Here is a 16,556-nt window from a genome sequence, read left to right on the forward strand (position 1 = left end):
CAAGATCTTTCGGTATATTAGATGCATCTAATCCTGTTTATGCAGGTCAGACGCTTAGAACCCTTGGGAGAACCGTTGGCGACACCTTCAGCAGCCGGACAGCCCGCCTACGTCCGCATCGCCGCGGAGTGGGCGGAGAAGATCGACTCGGGCACGCTGCGGCACGGAGACCCTTTGCCCACCCGCGAGGAGCTGGCAGAGTCGTACGGCGTGTCGAAGACCGTCATCCGGGACGCGCTTGGCCTCCTTCACCAGGACGGCTACCTGCAGTCAGGCACCCGACGCGGGACCAGCGTCTTCAGGCTGCAGAGGTACGAGCTGCCGATGTATGTACTTGAGGCTGACGACCGCGGTCGGGATGCCTTCAACGACGCGGTCGAGGCCCAGGGCGGCAAGCCCTACCAGCACATTCGAGTCGAGACGATCGTTCCGAGCCCCGAGATCCGAGCTGCTCTAGCTCTAGAAGACAACGAACTCGCGCTTGCGCGCCGTCGGATGCGAACCATCGACGGGGTCCCCTATTGCATATGTGATTCCTTTTTTCCTCACTCGCTGGTTGCCGGCACGCCTATATCTGACCCAACTGACATCAAACGCGGTGGGCGACACGTTTTGCGCGAGCTTGGATTCGAAATGGTCCGACATCGAGACAGCATCAGGTCTCGTCGACCCCATGCTCGCGAAATCAGCGAGCTAGAGATCTCGACCGGCTTGCCAGTGATCCGACATGACCGCATTAGCTACCTGGCGGATGGCCGCCCAGTTCGCTTAATGGCAAGCGCTTTTCCGTCCGACCGCTGGGAGCTGACTTACGAGGTCGAGAAGTGACCCTTACCATATGGCGCGCTGGTCGCACTGACTGCTCGGCGGTACTTGACCTTCTGCTGAGCAGGGCGGCATGGCTAAAGAGCCGCGGCAGCGACCAGTGGTACAACTTCGACGAGAAGCAAGATGAGCTTGAGCAGGTGGTTTCCAAGGGTCACACGTGGCTGATGCGCGACGGCGCCGCCGGAACGCCGCTTGGAACTATCACGTTCACCGACGCGGATCCCGATTTTTGGACTTTCGACGAACAGCGCACACCTGCGTTATATCTCGCGAAACTCGCGACCGATCCCGAGATAGCCGGACGCGGACTAGGGCGAACCCTGTTACAATTCGCCCTTTTTGAAGCGGCCGCAAACCGGGTCGACGAAGTCCGTTTTGATGTCTGGAAAACCGCCTACGACCTACAGCGATACTATGAGCGCGAGGGGTGGTCACACCTGCGAACAGTTGATTTGCCGCATCGAAACTCGGGAGCACTTTTTAGTCGCAAGGTTGTCAAACCGGTTTACAACCGGCCGCCGATAGGACTTGAAGTACGCCCCTTCACGTCAGCGAAATCGAGTTCGTCGTCACAAACACGCACGACGTGGGAACCCGGAGAGCGCGAGCACGGCGGCAGCGGCGAGCTGTGATCACGCGGCCGCTAGATCCACACCCTGACGACACGCCAGGGTCGGCGGTGCAGACTTCGACAGCAGAGAAGCGGCAAGCTTCGTAAACGACGAAGACCCCCGCGGGTGGCAGCCCGTGTGCGGGGGTCCTCGTAGACGGTTCAGATCGAAGAGAAGAACGCCTGCTTGCAAGAGTACGACACCGGCGCGTGGCAGCGCACCTCTGTCGGCTACTTCACTCGCAAGCAGGCGTGTCGAGGAAGGACACGCACGTGAGCACCACCCGAGACGACGACGACTTCGTCCCACGCAAGATCGTCGACCCGACCGACATCGGGTTCAACTTCGCGCAGGTCATGCAGTGGGTCGCCCTGCATCCGGACATCCCGCACACCGCGTTTCGCGTGTACTGCGTGCTCCGGGCGCTCTACACGCACAAGCGGGACCTGCGGTCGATCAGCAAGGACCAGCTGCGGTTCATGATCCCGGGCGTCAACGGCAAGCCCATGAGCACGACCGTGCTCAACGACGCACTCAAGGTGCTGGCGGAGTTCGAGCTGGTGACCAACCCCGACGGCAAGCGGCAGACGTGGCAGCTACGCGAGCCGGGCACGAACCGGTTCGTCGCGAGGACGGAGTGGACATTCCAGCTGGGCCAGCTGCCGCCCGAGGGCGACGGCTTCGCCGGGTGGCGAAACGTGTTCGACAAGCACGACGCCTACCCCGGCCCCGGATGGGACAAGAAACCGCTGGTCACACCCGTGGCCGGAATTCCGGCCACGGACCTCCCGCTGGCCGCCGGCGACACCCTCAACCAAGGATCCGCAGGTCAGAGCCGTAACCGGAATTCCGGTCGCACCGACCGGAATTCCGAGACCCGCGACCGGAATTCCGGTCGCCGTAACCGGAATTCCGGTCGAGCCGAGGCTGTGACCAGCGCAAACCTGGCCTCTAATAACTCAATACAAGAACAACTACAAGAACAGACGTCCGTCCGTCCGTCCAGGGCGCGCGTACCCAGCGGCGTCGCGGTCGGTTCTCCGACGGACGGACGGACGGACATCGGCTCGAAGGAAGATCGCAAAGACGAAACCCACGTCGCGACCGCACTCGAGCTCGTGCCCGATCAGACGCTGGCGAAGGTGCGGGGTCGGGCAACGCAGGTTCAGAAGCTTCGCGAACGGGTCGCGGCCGTTCTGGCCGCGGGGCACGACCAGGGCGCCGTCGCGACCTACCTCCGGGACACCCTCGCGACTGCGCGTACGGCCACGTACGTGATCAGGGCTTTCGACGACGACCGGCTGCAGGACATCACGCCGCCGGCCTCGTACACGGATGACAAGCTCGCGGCCGTCCACGACATCTGGCCGGTGTCCGGCGGAAGCGCCACCGGCGGCATCGCCGCGTGTTCGAGCTGCCTGGACGCCAACCCCGCAGCTCGAAGCAACGCGCGCTTCCGCGTGCTGCACGACAACGCCGGAGACCCTGTCCGAGACCCGGAGACCGGCCGGCTGGCTCCGTGCCCGACATGTCACCCGGACTGCGTTCGCACGGCACAGTGAGAAACCGCCCTGAAGCGGCCGTAGGCAACCGATCTTGCCGGTCGTGTCGGGACTCCGCTGCCACGACCGCCGAGGGCCTTACAAGGCCTCTCAGACGATCGCGCGGCAGGGGCGTGACAGGACACAGCCCAAACCCGAAGAGGAGCTTCTGACCGGATGACCTTCCTGGCGTTGAACTGGGCAATGACGGCGCCGGCCGCCGACGTCTACGAGCGCGCGATCCTGGTTCGAATTGCCGCCCGCGCCAGCGACGACGGCCTGGCGCCGGTCGTGAACCTCGAGGAGCTGGCCGACTTCGCCATCTGCGACACGGCGACCATCGAGGACCGGCTGGCCACGCTGGTCGCGCGTGGAGTGATCACGCGGCTCGGTGCCGGCTTCGAGCTGAACATCCCTGCCGAGTGGTACAGCGCTGCCCAGCTGGAGCAGGTCAACGAAGCACGTACCGAAATGGGTCAGCGCGCGCTCACCATCCGAGAACGGCCCTGGATCTCGAAACCCTGACCAAAGGAGAAGGGACGTGACAACACCCAGCTCAGAGCCCGAGACTCGAACTCGAGACGTGCGTAGCGAACGCGAGGTCGATGTGTGGCTGGACCACCTGGCCCACACCCGCGGCCTGGCCGGCGCCAGCGTGACCCAGCTTGACGGTGGCCGATTCCGGGTCGTCGCGCGCCTGGCGACAACGGAGAACCCGTCTGAACAGGTCGATGTCACGTCCCCGGGACAGCTTGCGCTCGACTGGTGACCAGCCCGACGCCTTCGTCCTGGACGTCCGGGAACGCGGCGGCCGACGCCGCCACCACCCGCGGCTGGCTGGTCGGGCACTTCCTGCCGCCCGGCAGCCCGCTGCACTCCGACGACGTCGAGATCAAGTGGGGCCACCACCAGGCCGGCGAACAGCGGTCCGGCTGGGCCGACGGCGACGACCGCAGCACCCTGACCGTGCTCGTGCACGGCGGCCCGTTCCGCGTGCAGCTGGCCGACGCCGACGTGCTGCTGTCACGTCCCGGCGACTACGTCCTGTGGCACCCCGGAACTGGACATAAATGGGACGCCCTTGAACTGTCCACTTTATTGACCGTCAGATGGCCTTCTAGCAGCCAAATTACGTAGTTCGGAGGTACCGAAGCAGCGAACATCCGGGCTACCGTGGAGATCGGTTTCCCCTGACGAAGGGGACGTGACAAAATCCAGGTCAACGGAGGGAGTTCACGCGATGTGCAGAGCAGCCCACGAACCAGGCGGACCACGCCGATGCCCGAACTGCTACAGCCCGGCCAAAGCCCGCCAGCGCCAGCGCCTCAGCCGAGCCCGGCGAGCGCTCGCCACCGCACAGAGCAGCGGCAACCCGGCCGCCATCAAGGCGGCACAGACGAAGCTCAGCATCGTGGAGCGCAACACCACCACGGCGAAGTCGGGCGCGGCGACCACCGCGCCGGCCGCGACCGGCGGCCCGATCTCCGTTGTCACCACCGACTCGACGCCGCCGGCCACCGTCGAGCAGCGCATCCGCGACGCGGTCCAGCAACTGGCCACCCGCCCGCAAGAGTTCGTCAGCATCACGAAGGTTCGCGAACTGCTCGGCGACGACGTCGACCAGGACGAAGTCAGCCGAACCCTCGTCGAGATGCAGCGCCGCGGCGACGGCGTTCACCTCTCTCCGGAATCAGACCGCCGCGGACTCACCGACGCTGACCGCGCCGCCGCTGTACAGGTCGGACGCGAACCCAACCACCTCATCGCCGTTGAACCGCCGGCTGCCGTCGAGCAGGCCACCGAGCTGCGCGTCCGCGACGCCGTGCGCGACCTGGCCAGCCGAGAGGGCGGCTGGGTGAGCCTGAACCAGCTTCGTACGGCTCTGCCGGACGTCGACCGCGCGGAACTCGACCGCGCGCTCACGGCGATGACGGACAGCCACGAAGTGGACCTGATTGCGGAGGTCAACCAGAAGGCGCTCACCAGCGAGGATTGGGACGCGGCCCTCACCTACGGTCCCCAGGCCAAACACCTGATCTGCGTCCGCGGCGAAGCACCTGCAGCGGCCGGGGACGTGACACCCGGCGAGCCCGGTGCGGCGTCGACCATCGCCGCGCAGCTGCGCGAGACGGCCACCGAAGAACTCGGCGCCGCGTACCTCAAGGACCAGCAACTGGACCGGGAAACCCTGCTCGCCGTCGCGTCCGAACTCGGGATGACTCGCGTGAGCAGCCTGAGCGACAAGAAACTGCAGGACCGGGTGCTCAAGCAGGCGATCGGCGCCCGGAACAAGTTCGACGGCCTGGCAGAGGGCTGGCAGACGAAGCACCGCCTGGCCGTCGCGACCGAACCGCCCGCCGAGCAGGTCGAAGCCGCGGTAGTCATCGGAGACGAACCGCAGCACCCGACAAAGGCCCCGACCCCGGCCCCGGACGCCGGCTCGCTCGCCGGCGAATTGCCGACCTCGACGAAGCCCGCCCAGGTCTCCACGGAAAGCCCGGACGTGCCCAAGTCCGTCGCATCGAGCTTGCGCGAAACCGACACCGTGGAAGAAGGCGTCGCCTTCCTCAAGGCGCAGAACCTGGACCGATCCGCTCTGCTCGACGTCGCCGCCGAACTGGGGCTGGACCGCGGCCTGACGCGCCTGAGCAAGAAGAAGCTCGAGGAGAAGGTGCTCAACCAGGCGATCGCCTCGCGGAACAAGTACGCCGGCCTGCGGGAATGGAAGACCGAGCGCGCGCCGGCCGCCAGCACGCCGGCCACCGCCGCGCCCGTGTCCGGCGCGATGTCGTCGGCTCCCCTGATCGAGAACGACTGGGGCGTCTTCACCAAGCGCGACGGCATCAACTTCCACGACGACGGCCAGATCGGCACGGCCATCAAGGGCATGGGCCCCGACGCCCACATGGACGTCGACGGCGAGCCCGTGGCCAACGTGCTCGGACGCGTCGCCACCGACCTCGTCACCGGCCGCCGCTCCGCCGCGGACGGCGTCGAGGCGTACAAGGGCATCCGCGACCGCCTGCCCGAAGGCAGCCGCGCCCGCCGATCGCTCGACATCGCCCTGACGCGGATCGACGCCCCGGCCAGCACCCCGCCCGACGTCCCCGCCGGCACCCCCGAACCGCTCAAGGCCCTCATGCGGGACCTGCACTCGATCCCGCTGCTGCGTCGCGATCCCCGCGAGACCCAGAAGCTGCAGGAGATCCTGCGGGAGAACTTCGACGACGTCGCCGACGACGGCCCGATCCACGTCGGGCGACTCGCGACCGAACTCCACTGGCTCGTGGGCCTGAGGCACGAAAGCGAAGGCGACGCCGGCAAGTTCGACGTCGACCGCGCCGTCGACAAGGCGCTCAAGGCGCTCGGCAAGCGGTCCTGAGCCCGGTGAACACACCAGACCTGCGCGTTCTCCTCAGCCACGAACAGGACGACCAGGTCGGCGCGCAGCTGCTCGCCGACCTGGACGGCGTCCAGGTGCTGCGCTACGACCCGGCCGCGTCGCACCTGGACGCCGAGCAGCGCACCGCGCACGTCCTCATCCCGCCCTACCGCGGCAGCCACCGCCCGCGATCGCTGCTCGAGCAGCTGCCCGACCTGCGCGCCGTGCAGCTGCTCACCGCCGGCGCCGACGAGTGGGCGCCCTACGTCCCCGCTGACGTACTGCTGGTCACCGCCCGGGGCGCGGTGGCCGGCCCCGTCAGCGAATGGGTCCTCTCCGCCGTCCTGACCCTCTACCGGCAGTGGCCAGCCCTCATCCGCTACCAGGACACCGAGACCTGGGCGCACCGCCGCGTCGACGCCGACACCCTCGCGGGCAAGCGCATCCTGATCGTGGGCGCCGGCGCGATCGGCACCGCCGTCGCCCGCCGGCTACCCGCCTTCGACGCCACGGCGACGCTGCTCGCGCGCACCGCCCGCGCCGGCGTGCACGCCACCACCGAGCTGCCCACCCTGCTCGCCCACCACGACGTCGTCGTCCTCACTGTCCCGTTGACCGTCGAGACGGCCGGCTTGGTTGACGACGCGTTCCTCGCCGCGATGCCCGACGGTGCTGTGCTGGTCAACGCCGCCCGCGGTCGCATCGTCCACACCGACGCCCTGGCCGTCGAGCTCCGCCACGGCCGGCTCCGGGCCGCGCTCGACGTCACCGACCCGGAGCCCCTGCCCACCGGACACCCGCTGTGGAACTGCCCCGGGGTGATCATCAGCCCGCACATGGCGCGCACCGTCCCCGGAACCCCGCGGCTTTGCTACGCCGTCGCGGTTGAGCAGATCCGCCAGCTGCTGGTCGGCCGCCTGCCCCCGAACGTGGTCACGAGGAGGGTGCCACCGTGACCTACTCGTCGAGACAGCCTGTGGCACGGCGTCCAGGCGTGCGGTCTACGAGCGTCTACAGGATCTTTATATACAGCTCCACTAGCACCGTGACCAGCGTAAACTAGGTGCGATTGGATCTGACGTCCACGAGACAGTGCCGCAGCCAGACGAACGGATGCACAGTTGTCGCTATCGCCGGAAAGGGCGGAGGTCCGTGTGCCTCCGAAACCGAAAGGAGGGTGCTGTGCTTCCAGACCGACACGAAAAGAAGCTCCTGCGCCCCCGGAACCTCCGGCGCACCTTCTCCGCCTGTGAGTGGGGCGGTGAGATCCTGAAGCCCTTCTGCGTGGTTGCGGTGGAGCACAGGAACCACGGTCCTAGCTGGAACTAGGGCCGCACTCAGGCGAGGCCTCGAGCGTAATTACGCTCGGGGCCTTCGTCGTGTCTACGAGCCCCGCCGAGCGCGCGGTAGACGCCAGTTGAAGCCAGTTCGCGTACTAGCTCTTCTCAGGTGCGGCTCCGTGCGCCAGGCTTATCCATGGTTCCGGTCCCATCCCGGGATGTCGCCAACAGGGGCGTGTGGTTCCAGCCGCAACGGCCCCGACCGGCGAAGCAGTGCTCGTAAATCCGCAACCACGATGCGCACCACCCTCGCCCGCCCCTGGCTCAACGGGGGGCGGGCAGGCGCGCTTCTTCGCAGAAGGGCACCACCCATGCTTCAACCGGTGAACTTGCCGCCGCACTACGGCGGCACCACCACGCCCGCGGTCAGGCTGACCTGGCCCGAGGCGTTCGTGATCACGTTGGCCGTCGGCCTGACAATCTTCCTCAACGTGCGGGACACCCCGTTCATCGCGGCGGCGGGCATCGCGGCCGGCACGATGATCGTGTTCGTCGCCGTGATCGCGGTCCCGCGCGGGATCGGCCAGATCACGACGAACCTGCAGTTCCTCCGCCGGGCGGCCGACGAACTCACCCGCTTGCAGAACGAGCAGGATGGCCGGCGATGACCGCAACCATCCCCGGCGAGCAGCAGCTGACGTTCGAGGCGAAGGACGCAACCGAGTTCCGGGCCCTGCTGGGCCGGATCATCAAGGAGTCCCCGCTCAGCTGCAGTCAGGTCGCGATCAAGACCGGCATGCCGCGTTCCACCGCCTACAGCCTGCCCAACATCAAGCGCCCAGGCCTGCCCAGCAACCCGGCGCAGGTCACCGATTTCGTGCGAGCTTGCGGCCTGTCGGCAACACAGACCGCACTGGTGATGGACCTGTGGGAGAAGCTGCGGCGGGAGGCTGAAAACGCCCGTACCGCCAGCGAGAATGCGAAATCCCGCAGCGCGTCAGCCGCAATCGAAATGTCGTGTGAGGACCTGAGCGATGTCGTCTTGGCCCTCAAAGCCGCGGGGATCGAGGGCGTTCCGCACACAGGGGAGGTCATGCAGCCCGACCTGCGCGCCTACAACGGAACGCGTCGTTCCGTCGGGTGGGCCGGGATCGGCGGTAAGCCGCCGTTTCGGCGGGATACGAGCTGGACCGAGCTGCTGCAGTACGTGCTGGGCAACGAGGAGCGCACCCGGCGTGCGGTCTCTCTGCTGCGCGTGGTCTTGCTGCTGGTGCTCGTCATCGTGGTCGCGTTGGTGTTCCTGGCCATTCAGCAACCGGTCATGACGCCGGTCATCGTCAGCGGCCTGATCGGGCCGTTCGTGCTCCTCATGCGCCAGAGCATGAGGAAGCGGCCCCCGAAGACGAAGAACTAAGTCAGGCAACGTCGATGGTCGCCTCCAGCGAGCTCGCTGGAGGCGACCATCGCGCTGTCCCCGGATCTCGCGCGCCGACCGGCCGCCTTCGACGCCACGGCGACGCTGGTCGCGCGCACCGCCCGCGCCGGCGTGCACGCCACCACCGAGCTGCCCACCCTGCTGCTCGCCCACCACGACGTCGTCGTCATCACCGCGCCGCTGACCCGGACACAGCCGGCCTGGTCGACGTCGCCTTCCTCGCGGCCATGCCGGACGGCGCCGTCCTGGTCAACGCCGCCCGCGGCCGCATCGTCGACACCGCCGCGCTGGTCGCCGAGCTGGCCAGCGGGCCGCCTGCGGGCCGCGCTCGACGTCACCGACCCGGAGCCGCTGCCCGCCGGCCACCCGCTGTGGAGCTGCCCCGGCCTGATCCTCAGCCCGCACATGGCGCGCACCCGTCCCCGGAACCTCCCGGCTCTGCTACGCCGTGGCCGCGGACCAGCTCCGCCAGCTGCTCGGCGGCGTCGTACCGACGAACGCGGTGTCCGGGACGTGACAAACAGCTGATCAGGATGGGGTCAACCACGGCGGCGCGGTCGAACGTCGCCCGGTCGTGTCTGGAACAGAGGTGTTCTGTCTTCGTAACCACCCTCGGTGGTGTTCCACCGGGTGCGACACGCCGATTTTGGCTCGTGAGTAGGTGAGTATCTACGCGAATGAGGACGCCTCTGACCACGCGTTTCCGCAGGTAGGAATATCGCTTTAACCCGTAAGGGTTAATCAAACCCGTGCAATACTGCGTGCAGTGCCCCACTGGAGGCACTGCACGCAGTGCACAGCAACAGCGCACAGCAAGCAGTGACGCCAGGCGGGGGACGTGGAAGAGGGGCCGGACCGATTCGGCCCGACCCCTCAACCTGTGGTTTCCGCAACCACTAGTGCACGAGGCTGCTGACCTCGTGTGCCAACGCCGCCAGGGCGAAGAGGAGCGTCGTAGTTGCTGCTACTGCGCTCCTCACCTGGTGGTGTCGGGTCTTGCGATCCCGCTTCGGCCGGTTGGCCACTTCGAACCTCCACTGCGTGAAGTCCTGATGGTCTCCAGCCGCGTCCGACTGGCTGGGTGGCATCAACGGATCACGTCGATAACACCCCGTAAGGCCTTGCGAGAACCATAGCTGCGCACCGCGGTGAAGTCGTGCATGTGCGGTTGTCAAGGGTCCTGTTGACGAGTGTTTCTCCGCGAAACGGCCTGCTGCACCAAGGTTGGCCAAAAAAGCTCAATTGAACAGCATAAATACGTACTTCGTAATTCGACGGTTTGAGAAGTCAACGCGCGCCGCGCGCGGCGCGCCCGCGTACGCGGGTACGTACCTGCGTACGGGCAAAAGAGCCTATCCGTGACGCAAAAACTGACAAATGAGCCCTGTGTGCCTCTAGGGCGGCGGCAGGGCGGATTTGGTAGCTGAGTGCTCGAGGACGCTAAAAGTCGTTCCTGATGGCTCCTAGGCGCCTATTTGGGGCATCGGGTCGATCCCGGGCAATCCGTGTCGTCTCGCGGCGAAATTGGTGTTCTTTTGGAGTGGCTTGGGCGTGTCGCGCCCGTCCCGAGCTGGCTGGCCTGCTCCCTCTATTGGGACGTGACAAAATGCTGTTCAGAGGCCATTCAAGCAATCGGCGGCACACCGTGCGATCGCTAAATTTTCTAGGCTGTGCGGTTTGCAGGGTCCTGCCGCTTCGGTCGAAGTTGCGGCAGGCTCGGCTGGTGGCTCAGCTCGCGCGCACGGCTCCCGGGGACGCGACATCTTGCCGAGCTTCGCCTGCAGAGCCGATCGAAACCGTCAGCGAAATCGCACCGTGCTGCATGATCGAGCCCATGCCGAACACGCCGACTCCTGCCATGATCGCCCGCCGTGCGCTCTACGCGCTCAACGACAAGATCAGCGACGACGCTCCGGTCGAACAGCTGCTGCAGCTCGGCACCTTGGCCGCCCAGGTCGAGATTTCGGCTCGCCTCGAGGGCATCGAGAAGTCCCTTGATGCCGGCCTGTCGGTCCGAACGTTCTAGCGCGGTTCGGACCGACAGGCACTCAGGACGCCCTGAGGGGGCTGATTCGCCTTACGGCTAGGTGGCAGCTCCGCTGACGGTGACGTGGATCGGGCCGACGTCGATCTGGGTGATCCCGGCCGTGACGATCGTGCCGGCGGTCAACGTGGCGAAAGCGCCGGCGACGGCGACCACGCGCAGGCACGCAGCTCCGCTAGTCAGCATCTGACTAGCGAGGGTGAGCAGCCAGCGCCGCTGGTCGCGCGACAGGTGCGGGTCACCGTTGTGTTCTGGCACCCCGTGTTTTCCGGGACGTAGGGTCACTCTCGTTCCTCTCGACGATGTCGGGGGCCTGCCCGGCCGGCGCGCTTTCCGCAGCTGCCGTCCGGCCGGGCAGGCCGTTCACAGTGACGTCGGCGACTGGGACGACGACGTCCCCGGGGCCTCTACCCCGGGGACGTCCTTCGCCGCCGTCATGCCGCAGGCGTCTCTGCCGAACCTAGGGGTCTGCGCACACGGTCCGGAGACCTTGTCGGCGGCCGGTGGGCACTGAGCGGCCAAGCGGCGTCGGTACATCTGTGCGACCGATCGCAAAAAAACCTAAGTCAGGTTGTATTTGTGCACTTCAGAGGCACAATTCACGTGCGTATGCACGTGCATGCCATAGGCCAAACGAGTGATCAGCCGTACAAGATCACCCGCTGTTGACCTGGTCGACGATCTGCAAAAAGGTGTCACAACCTCGACTAGCGGCCACTAGCTGAAGGGACAAAGTTCCGGACTGGGCGCTACCTTTCGTCGCTTACAAACGACCGGTCAGCTTGCGAAAGCGCGACGAAGCGACGAGACCATCTGGCGACGCTTGCCGCGGACCACCCGGTTCGTCCCTCCGTTCACCGATCGCTAACCCCTGCGTACCCACAGCAGCACTGTTCGATCGCGTGGTCACTCAGCTTCGCCGCCAGGGCGCTGTTGCGGTCGTCCGCTTTTGGTGGTGCTCGACGGCGGGACGTGACAAAGTCCTGCTCGCAGGCCAGGTTGTTGTGTGAAACCGTACCTGGTCTAAGCCGGGCTGAGTGTTCGCGGAGTCGCGCGTGGGGCCGGTGCTACGTGTCTTCCAACGCCCAGCACGGCGGGGCGTACACCAGGCGGGCACGCCGCCGAGCCATCGTCGGCGCACTGTGCGCGTCGAACCACAGCTCGACGCTGCCGATCGCGGGTTCCTGCTCATCGGCCGGCGCGACCTCGATACGCCAGCTGGCCGCCGGCCCACCGCGGCGCTGAAACCAGTGACGAAGCAACTGCTCCAGGTCCACGTCGTTCGGCGGACCACCGAGCAGCATGCTCTGAGGAACCCAGTCCTGGCCGTCAGGCCTGCAACTGATGGTCCATCGGTATCGAGGCCCGTCTTCGATCGCCGGACACCAGGTCGGTCTCATCCACGGCTGCGCCATGACGCTAGTCGAACACCTGTTCGCATTCTGGGCAAGAATGGATCTGCTGACCGGGCGGGACGTGACTTGTCGCTGTTCAGCGCGAGCTGGTGCTGCTTTGCGAGACGGCGTGGGCCGGCAGGCGTTGTCGGTGTGCGGCCCCATCGGGCTGAGGCTCGGCGGCGGAGCCGTGGGGACGTGACAGGCGCGCGCCCCGGCCCTTTGGAGGCTGCTCGGCGCTGCTGCGGTTTCCTCGATGTGGCGCCGGCGGTTCCTCTGGCTACAGCTCGGGGTCGCAGCTTGATCGGACCTAGTCCGGCCTGTTCATTTCGAGCTTCGTGCTCGTTGAACGAGCAGAAAAACCACCGTTTCCGCTGGTAGTCGCCTTGCGATCCACGTTCGTCGACCGTTGGAACTCGTGCAATACTGCAAAGAGAACGGGAGCCAAGGCTTTCGCCCCGGCCCCCGTCTCTGGTTTCGCCTCGAAACCACTTAGTGCAGGAGGCTATTCACCTCGTGCACGAACGCCGCACCGGCGATGAGGAGCGTGGTGGTGCCTGCCACCACGCTCTTCGCCCGGCGGCGAAGGCGACTGCACCAGCAGTCTTTTCTTCCGCTCATTCGGTTCTCCCGTAAGAGGTTCCGCGTGGACGTCCAGTCGCGTCCGACTGGCAGGAGCTACCGAACGGATCACGTTCGGCGGAGGCTCCCGAAGGCCTTGCCAGAAGCCTAACCGGGGGATGCACGTCACTCCCGTGCGACACGTGACACCACGGGCCCGCTGAGTGACACCAGAATGACGTCACGAATGACGCTAGGCTGGAGTGAGAGCCGCGCTGAACAGCAGAAATACCGCGTCGGCGCCCAGCTCAGAGCCTGTTGGCGCAGTCATCGGACGGTGTGTCGCTTCGAGCTCAACGCCTTCGCAGGGACGTGACAAACCGCAGGTCAATACCTTTCACCGACGAAGTGCATTCACGGTCCCTTCGGGAGCCGTAGACCGAACGGCTATTTCACTTGAAGATAGAATCAGGCATCTGAACAGCACTTTGTCACGTCCCTCATCGCTCTAGTTCGTCGTCGCGGACATAGAGGGGTTCGGCAGGCCAGCCCGAACAACGTCGAGACGTCGGTCAGGACCAAGATCCCGCGTAGCCCGTGGGCGTCGGAGCCGGGCATGGGGGTGATGTAGGCCGATGTAGGGCGCTACTACGTCGGCTGGCGCCCTCGGCTCGACTGACCTACCTATGTCCCGTCAACGTGGCTGGTTCGATCGAGAGCGAGCAGGTGGCGTGTTGGTGTGCTGCGGCTTGGCTCGGTGGTGCACGCCTCGGTGGGTCGCGACACCCCCCCCGGCGACGTGACGTCGTGCGGTGGTGGCGGCGGAGCCGGGGCGGGACGTGACAAGTTCAAGGTAAGAGCGAGGACCAAGCGGCAGTTGCTGATCTGCCGGAGTGTCGCCGGCAGGCATCTCAGCACTCGGGGAGTGTTGTGGGTAATACCCACTTGCCCACAAAAGGCGTATGGTGGAGTACCTGAGAAGCAGCAATCTGCCCGCACTGGAGGGCGCCATGACCACCATCGAAGGGTTCCAGCCCGTCAACGAAGTCGCCGCCGACGACCGCGGCCGCGTGGCGCTCGGCAAGGCGGGCGCGCACTCGGACGACCGCTACGCCGTGTCCAAGAACAGCGACGGCGCCATCCTGCTCACGCCGCTGGCCTCCATCCCCCGCCGCGAGCTGCTGGTGTGGGAGAACGACCAGCTTCGCGCGAGCCTCTTCCGCGGCCTCGCTGACGTCGCTGAGGGCAAGGTTGAGGCCTTGGACTGGGTGACCAGCGACGTTGATCTGACCGAGGACGACGACAACGAGTGAGCGCACCACCTTTCCGCCTGCTCTACAGCGATGAAACTAAGGCCGTTCTCGAAGATCTGCGAGCCAAAGCGCAGCACGCGCGCAAGCTGAGGAAGGTCAAGAAGGCTCTGGCCTTCATGGAACAGCAAGGGCCGTCGTATCCCGGGCTCCGGACGCATCCGATGGAGTCGATCCCCGGGCCGAACGGGAAGACGCTCTACCAGTCCTACGTCGAGAACAACACGCCTGGTGCGTGGCGGATCTGGTGGGTCTACGGCCCCGAAGCGGACCAGATCAGCATCGTGTCAGTCGGACCGCACCCCGACTGACACTGAGAAGGATCTAAACCGCAGGTCGCGTGCTAGCACGCGACCTGCGGTTTTGCTGCGGCTGGGTGTCCAGGACGACGTCGGCACCGACTTGGCGGTGGTGCCGACGGAGCCGGGAGCGCGCTGCGGGCTGCAGCTCGGCGGGCCTTGGTCGACGTCGTGAGGTGCCGGCTGCTGGCGGCGGAGCCGCGGTGCCGGGTGGGTCACGGCGACGAAGCCCCCGAGTCCGGGGACGTGACGGCGGCGGGCAGCGCGGCGGAGCCGGCGCTTTCTGGCTGTCTCGGGCGCTGGTGGGCGCCGGACGTCGCTGGTGGGCGGGTGCCGCCGCCCGCGGTCGCCGGCCCCGGGCCCGGGCCCCGACGGTCTGCTGTGGGGGGACGTGACGGTTGGCTGGTGGGCGGTGCGTCGATCCGTATTGCCGGTGGGCGGGACGTTCGGGAACGTCCTGAGGACGTTTCGGACGTCCTGTGGAGGTTCTGGGTGTGTGGGCTGGGGTTTGTCACGTCCCTGTGGTCGGTGGGCGAGGCCTCGGCGTCGACCCGAGGTGCCCAGCTCGGTGTCGTGCGGACGGGGCTGTTGCGTCGGTGGGGTGGGGGGCGCACTGGGGGGCGCACTGTCGGCGGGCGGGTGTGCCCGGGTCGTCTCGGACGTCCTGTGGACGTTGTGGGACGTTTCGGGACGTTTCGGGACGTTCTGGCGGTGCGTAGGTGTGTGAGCTGGGGTTTGTCACGTCACTGGTGGTCGTCGGGCGGGGCCTTGGTGGTGGCGCCGCGCGTCGCGGGTGGCTGCTCGGCGGTGTGCGTCGCGCTGCGGGATGCGGGCGGCACGTCGGGGGCTGCAGGGGAGGTGATGTTGCGGTGCCCAGCTCGGTGTCGTGCTTGGCGGGCTGCTGCGGCGGCGCTGCTGCTGCTGGGCCGCAGGGCGGGTTGCTCGGTGAGGGCCTGGTCGACGTCGTGCGGCGGAGCCGCGGTGTGTGGCTCGGGTGGGGGGACGTGACGGAGCGGGTGCTGCCGGCGGCGGAGCCGCGTGGCGCAGCTCGGCGGAGCCGTGGGTGTGGTCGACGTCGACCCGGGGTGCTGGGTGGCGGCGCGGGGGACGTGACGTTCGGCGGTGCCGGCCCCCGGGGGCGCTGGCGGAGCCGCGGCGCCGGCCCGGGGTGGGCGACGTCGGCGGTGTCGGGTGTCGTGTGGTGGGGGGACGTGACGGTGTGCTGGTCAGGGTGGGTGTGTTCGGGGGGTGGCGGAGCCGCGAGGGTGGTGCCGGCGCCCGGGGGCTTCGGCTGGCGAGGGACGTGACAAGTGCCAGGTGAGCGGGCGGGGGTGGTTCCTGCGTGCTGGGCGGAGCCCCGGTTCTCCGGCGGAGCCGGGGTGTCGGCGCGCCTTCGGCGGGGTGGGGGGAGCGGCCGCGGTGGGACGGCGCCGGAGGCGCCCTGAGGTGGCTGCTGGGTGCGCCGGCACCCGGGGGAGTGGTGGTAGCACCGGCGGAGCCGGGGCGGGTTCAGGTGGGGTTCTGGGGAGGGGTTCTACCTGCTTTGACGTGCGTAAACAGCGAACTCGGTACCTCGGGTGTTCGGAACCCGGGAGGTGCGTACTTCGGGACTTCGGGAGCGCGTAGCGCGTTCGGAGGGGGCGCGTAGCGCCTGATGCCTGTTGGGTATCACCGCGCGGAGCGCGGGAGAAAAGCCTTGCGTAGCAAGGGTTCCTTTTTGGACGAATAGAAATCCCTTGCGTAGCAAGGATTTTTATTGTCTGTCTTTTGTGGACTGTCTAAAGTGGGCGATGTGATGAACCGGATTCCGTTGCGTAGCAACGGTTTCCGGTGGACTAGACCACCGGACGCCGCGCGGAGCGCGGGCGTTG

At 66.9% G+C, this 16,556-nt stretch carries 16 protein-coding genes; 14 read left to right on the plus strand and 2 right to left on the minus strand.

Features of this window, described 5'->3' with window-relative positions; genetic code table 11:
• Nucleotides 1–39 precede the first annotated feature (39 nt).
• The 12 genes from OG570_RS48145 to OG570_RS48200 all read left to right on the plus strand — a co-directional run bounded on the left by OG570_RS48145 (nt 40) and on the right by OG570_RS48200 (nt 11,103).
• Nucleotides 40–828: a GntR family transcriptional regulator gene (locus OG570_RS48145; RefSeq protein WP_326960494.1), complete on the plus strand. Its 789-nt coding sequence runs from the start codon at nt 40–42 to the stop codon at nt 826–828.
• The gene (locus OG570_RS48150) at nt 825–1,460 is read left to right on the plus strand and encodes a GNAT family N-acetyltransferase (RefSeq protein WP_326960496.1); all 636 of its coding nucleotides are present in this window, start codon (nt 825–827) and stop codon (nt 1,458–1,460) included. The genes OG570_RS48145 and OG570_RS48150 overlap by 4 nt, the downstream gene beginning before the upstream one ends.
• A gap of 251 nt (nt 1,461–1,711) precedes the next feature.
• Complete coding sequence (locus OG570_RS48155) at nt 1,712–3,001, plus strand: hypothetical protein (RefSeq protein WP_326960497.1); 1,290 nt, start codon at nt 1,712–1,714, stop codon at nt 2,999–3,001.
• 156 nt (nt 3,002–3,157) lie between these two features.
• Nucleotides 3,158–3,505 (plus strand): hypothetical protein, encoded by a 348-nt coding sequence (locus tag OG570_RS48160; RefSeq protein WP_326960498.1) that lies wholly within the window; start codon nt 3,158–3,160, stop codon nt 3,503–3,505.
• 58 nt (nt 3,506–3,563) lie between these two features.
• On the plus strand, nt 3,564–3,749 hold the full coding sequence (locus OG570_RS48165) for a hypothetical protein (protein ID WP_326960499.1): 186 nt from the start codon (nt 3,564–3,566) through the stop codon (nt 3,747–3,749).
• A complete protein-coding gene (locus OG570_RS48170) occupies nt 3,746–4,117 on the plus strand; it encodes a signal peptidase I (RefSeq protein ID WP_326960501.1) in 372 nt (123 codons plus the stop codon). The genes OG570_RS48165 and OG570_RS48170 overlap by 4 nt, the downstream gene beginning before the upstream one ends.
• Before the next feature lie 67 nt (nt 4,118–4,184).
• Complete coding sequence (locus tag OG570_RS48175; protein WP_326960503.1) at nt 4,185–6,362, plus strand: hypothetical protein; 2,178 nt, start codon at nt 4,185–4,187, stop codon at nt 6,360–6,362.
• A gap of 20 nt (nt 6,363–6,382) precedes the next feature.
• A complete protein-coding gene (locus tag OG570_RS48180) occupies nt 6,383–7,318 on the plus strand; it encodes an NAD(P)-dependent oxidoreductase (RefSeq protein WP_442788362.1) in 936 nt (311 codons plus the stop codon).
• 707 nt (nt 7,319–8,025) lie between these two features.
• On the plus strand, nt 8,026–8,310 hold the full coding sequence (locus tag OG570_RS48185; RefSeq protein ID WP_326960508.1) for a hypothetical protein: 285 nt from the start codon (nt 8,026–8,028) through the stop codon (nt 8,308–8,310).
• Entirely contained in the window at nt 8,307–9,056 is a 750-nt protein-coding gene (locus tag OG570_RS48190; RefSeq protein WP_326960510.1) for a hypothetical protein, read from the plus strand. The genes OG570_RS48185 and OG570_RS48190 overlap by 4 nt, the downstream gene beginning before the upstream one ends.
• Before the next feature lie 372 nt (nt 9,057–9,428).
• Nucleotides 9,429–9,605, plus strand: coding sequence for a hypothetical protein (locus tag OG570_RS48525; RefSeq protein WP_442788363.1), 177 nt, complete (start codon nt 9,429–9,431; stop codon nt 9,603–9,605).
• Between the two features lie 1,195 nt (nt 9,606–10,800).
• On the plus strand, nt 10,801–11,103 hold the full coding sequence (locus OG570_RS48200) for a hypothetical protein (RefSeq protein ID WP_326960512.1): 303 nt from the start codon (nt 10,801–10,803) through the stop codon (nt 11,101–11,103).
• Nucleotides 11,104–11,160: 57 nt separating this feature from the next.
• On the opposite strand, the gene OG570_RS48205 is transcribed toward OG570_RS48200, so the two are convergent.
• Nucleotides 11,161–11,307, minus strand: coding sequence for a hypothetical protein (locus tag OG570_RS48205; RefSeq protein ID WP_326960514.1), 147 nt, complete (start codon nt 11,305–11,307; stop codon nt 11,161–11,163).
• Between the two features lie 881 nt (nt 11,308–12,188).
• Complete coding sequence (locus OG570_RS48210; RefSeq protein WP_326960516.1) at nt 12,189–12,425, minus strand: hypothetical protein; 237 nt, start codon at nt 12,423–12,425, stop codon at nt 12,189–12,191.
• Between the two features lie 1,661 nt (nt 12,426–14,086).
• Between OG570_RS48210 and OG570_RS48215 the strand changes: the two genes are divergently transcribed.
• Together OG570_RS48215 and OG570_RS48220 are read left to right on the plus strand one after the other, a co-directional pair.
• Nucleotides 14,087–14,389: a hypothetical protein gene (locus tag OG570_RS48215; protein WP_326960518.1), complete on the plus strand. Its 303-nt coding sequence runs from the start codon at nt 14,087–14,089 to the stop codon at nt 14,387–14,389.
• Nucleotides 14,386–14,697: a hypothetical protein gene (locus OG570_RS48220; RefSeq protein WP_326960520.1), complete on the plus strand. Its 312-nt coding sequence runs from the start codon at nt 14,386–14,388 to the stop codon at nt 14,695–14,697. The genes OG570_RS48215 and OG570_RS48220 overlap by 4 nt, the downstream gene beginning before the upstream one ends.
• The last annotated feature ends 1,859 nt before the right edge of the window (nt 14,698–16,556 follow it).

Origin of the sequence: Amycolatopsis sp. NBC_01286 (assembly GCF_035982555.1) — a bacterium.
Lineage (GTDB): Bacteria > Actinomycetota > Actinomycetes > Mycobacteriales > Pseudonocardiaceae > Amycolatopsis.

Excerpts from the sequence above, each read along its gene's own strand:
- OG570_RS48160 (WP_326960498.1), top strand. The coding sequence starts at position 3,158 with ATGACCTTCCTGGCGTTGAACTGGGCAATGACGGCGCCGGCCGCCGAC.
- OG570_RS48210 (WP_326960516.1), bottom strand. The coding sequence starts at position 12,425 with ATGCTGCTCGGTGGTCCGCCGAACGACGTGGACCTGGAGCAGTTGCTT.
- OG570_RS48190 (WP_326960510.1), top strand. The coding sequence starts at position 8,307 with ATGACCGCAACCATCCCCGGCGAGCAGCAGCTGACGTTCGAGGCGAAG.
- OG570_RS48145 (WP_326960494.1), top strand. The coding sequence starts at position 40 with ATGCAGGTCAGACGCTTAGAACCCTTGGGAGAACCGTTGGCGACACCT.
- OG570_RS48205 (WP_326960514.1), bottom strand. The coding sequence starts at position 11,307 with ATGCTGACTAGCGGAGCTGCGTGCCTGCGCGTGGTCGCCGTCGCCGGC.
- OG570_RS48215 (WP_326960518.1), top strand. The coding sequence starts at position 14,087 with ATGACCACCATCGAAGGGTTCCAGCCCGTCAACGAAGTCGCCGCCGAC.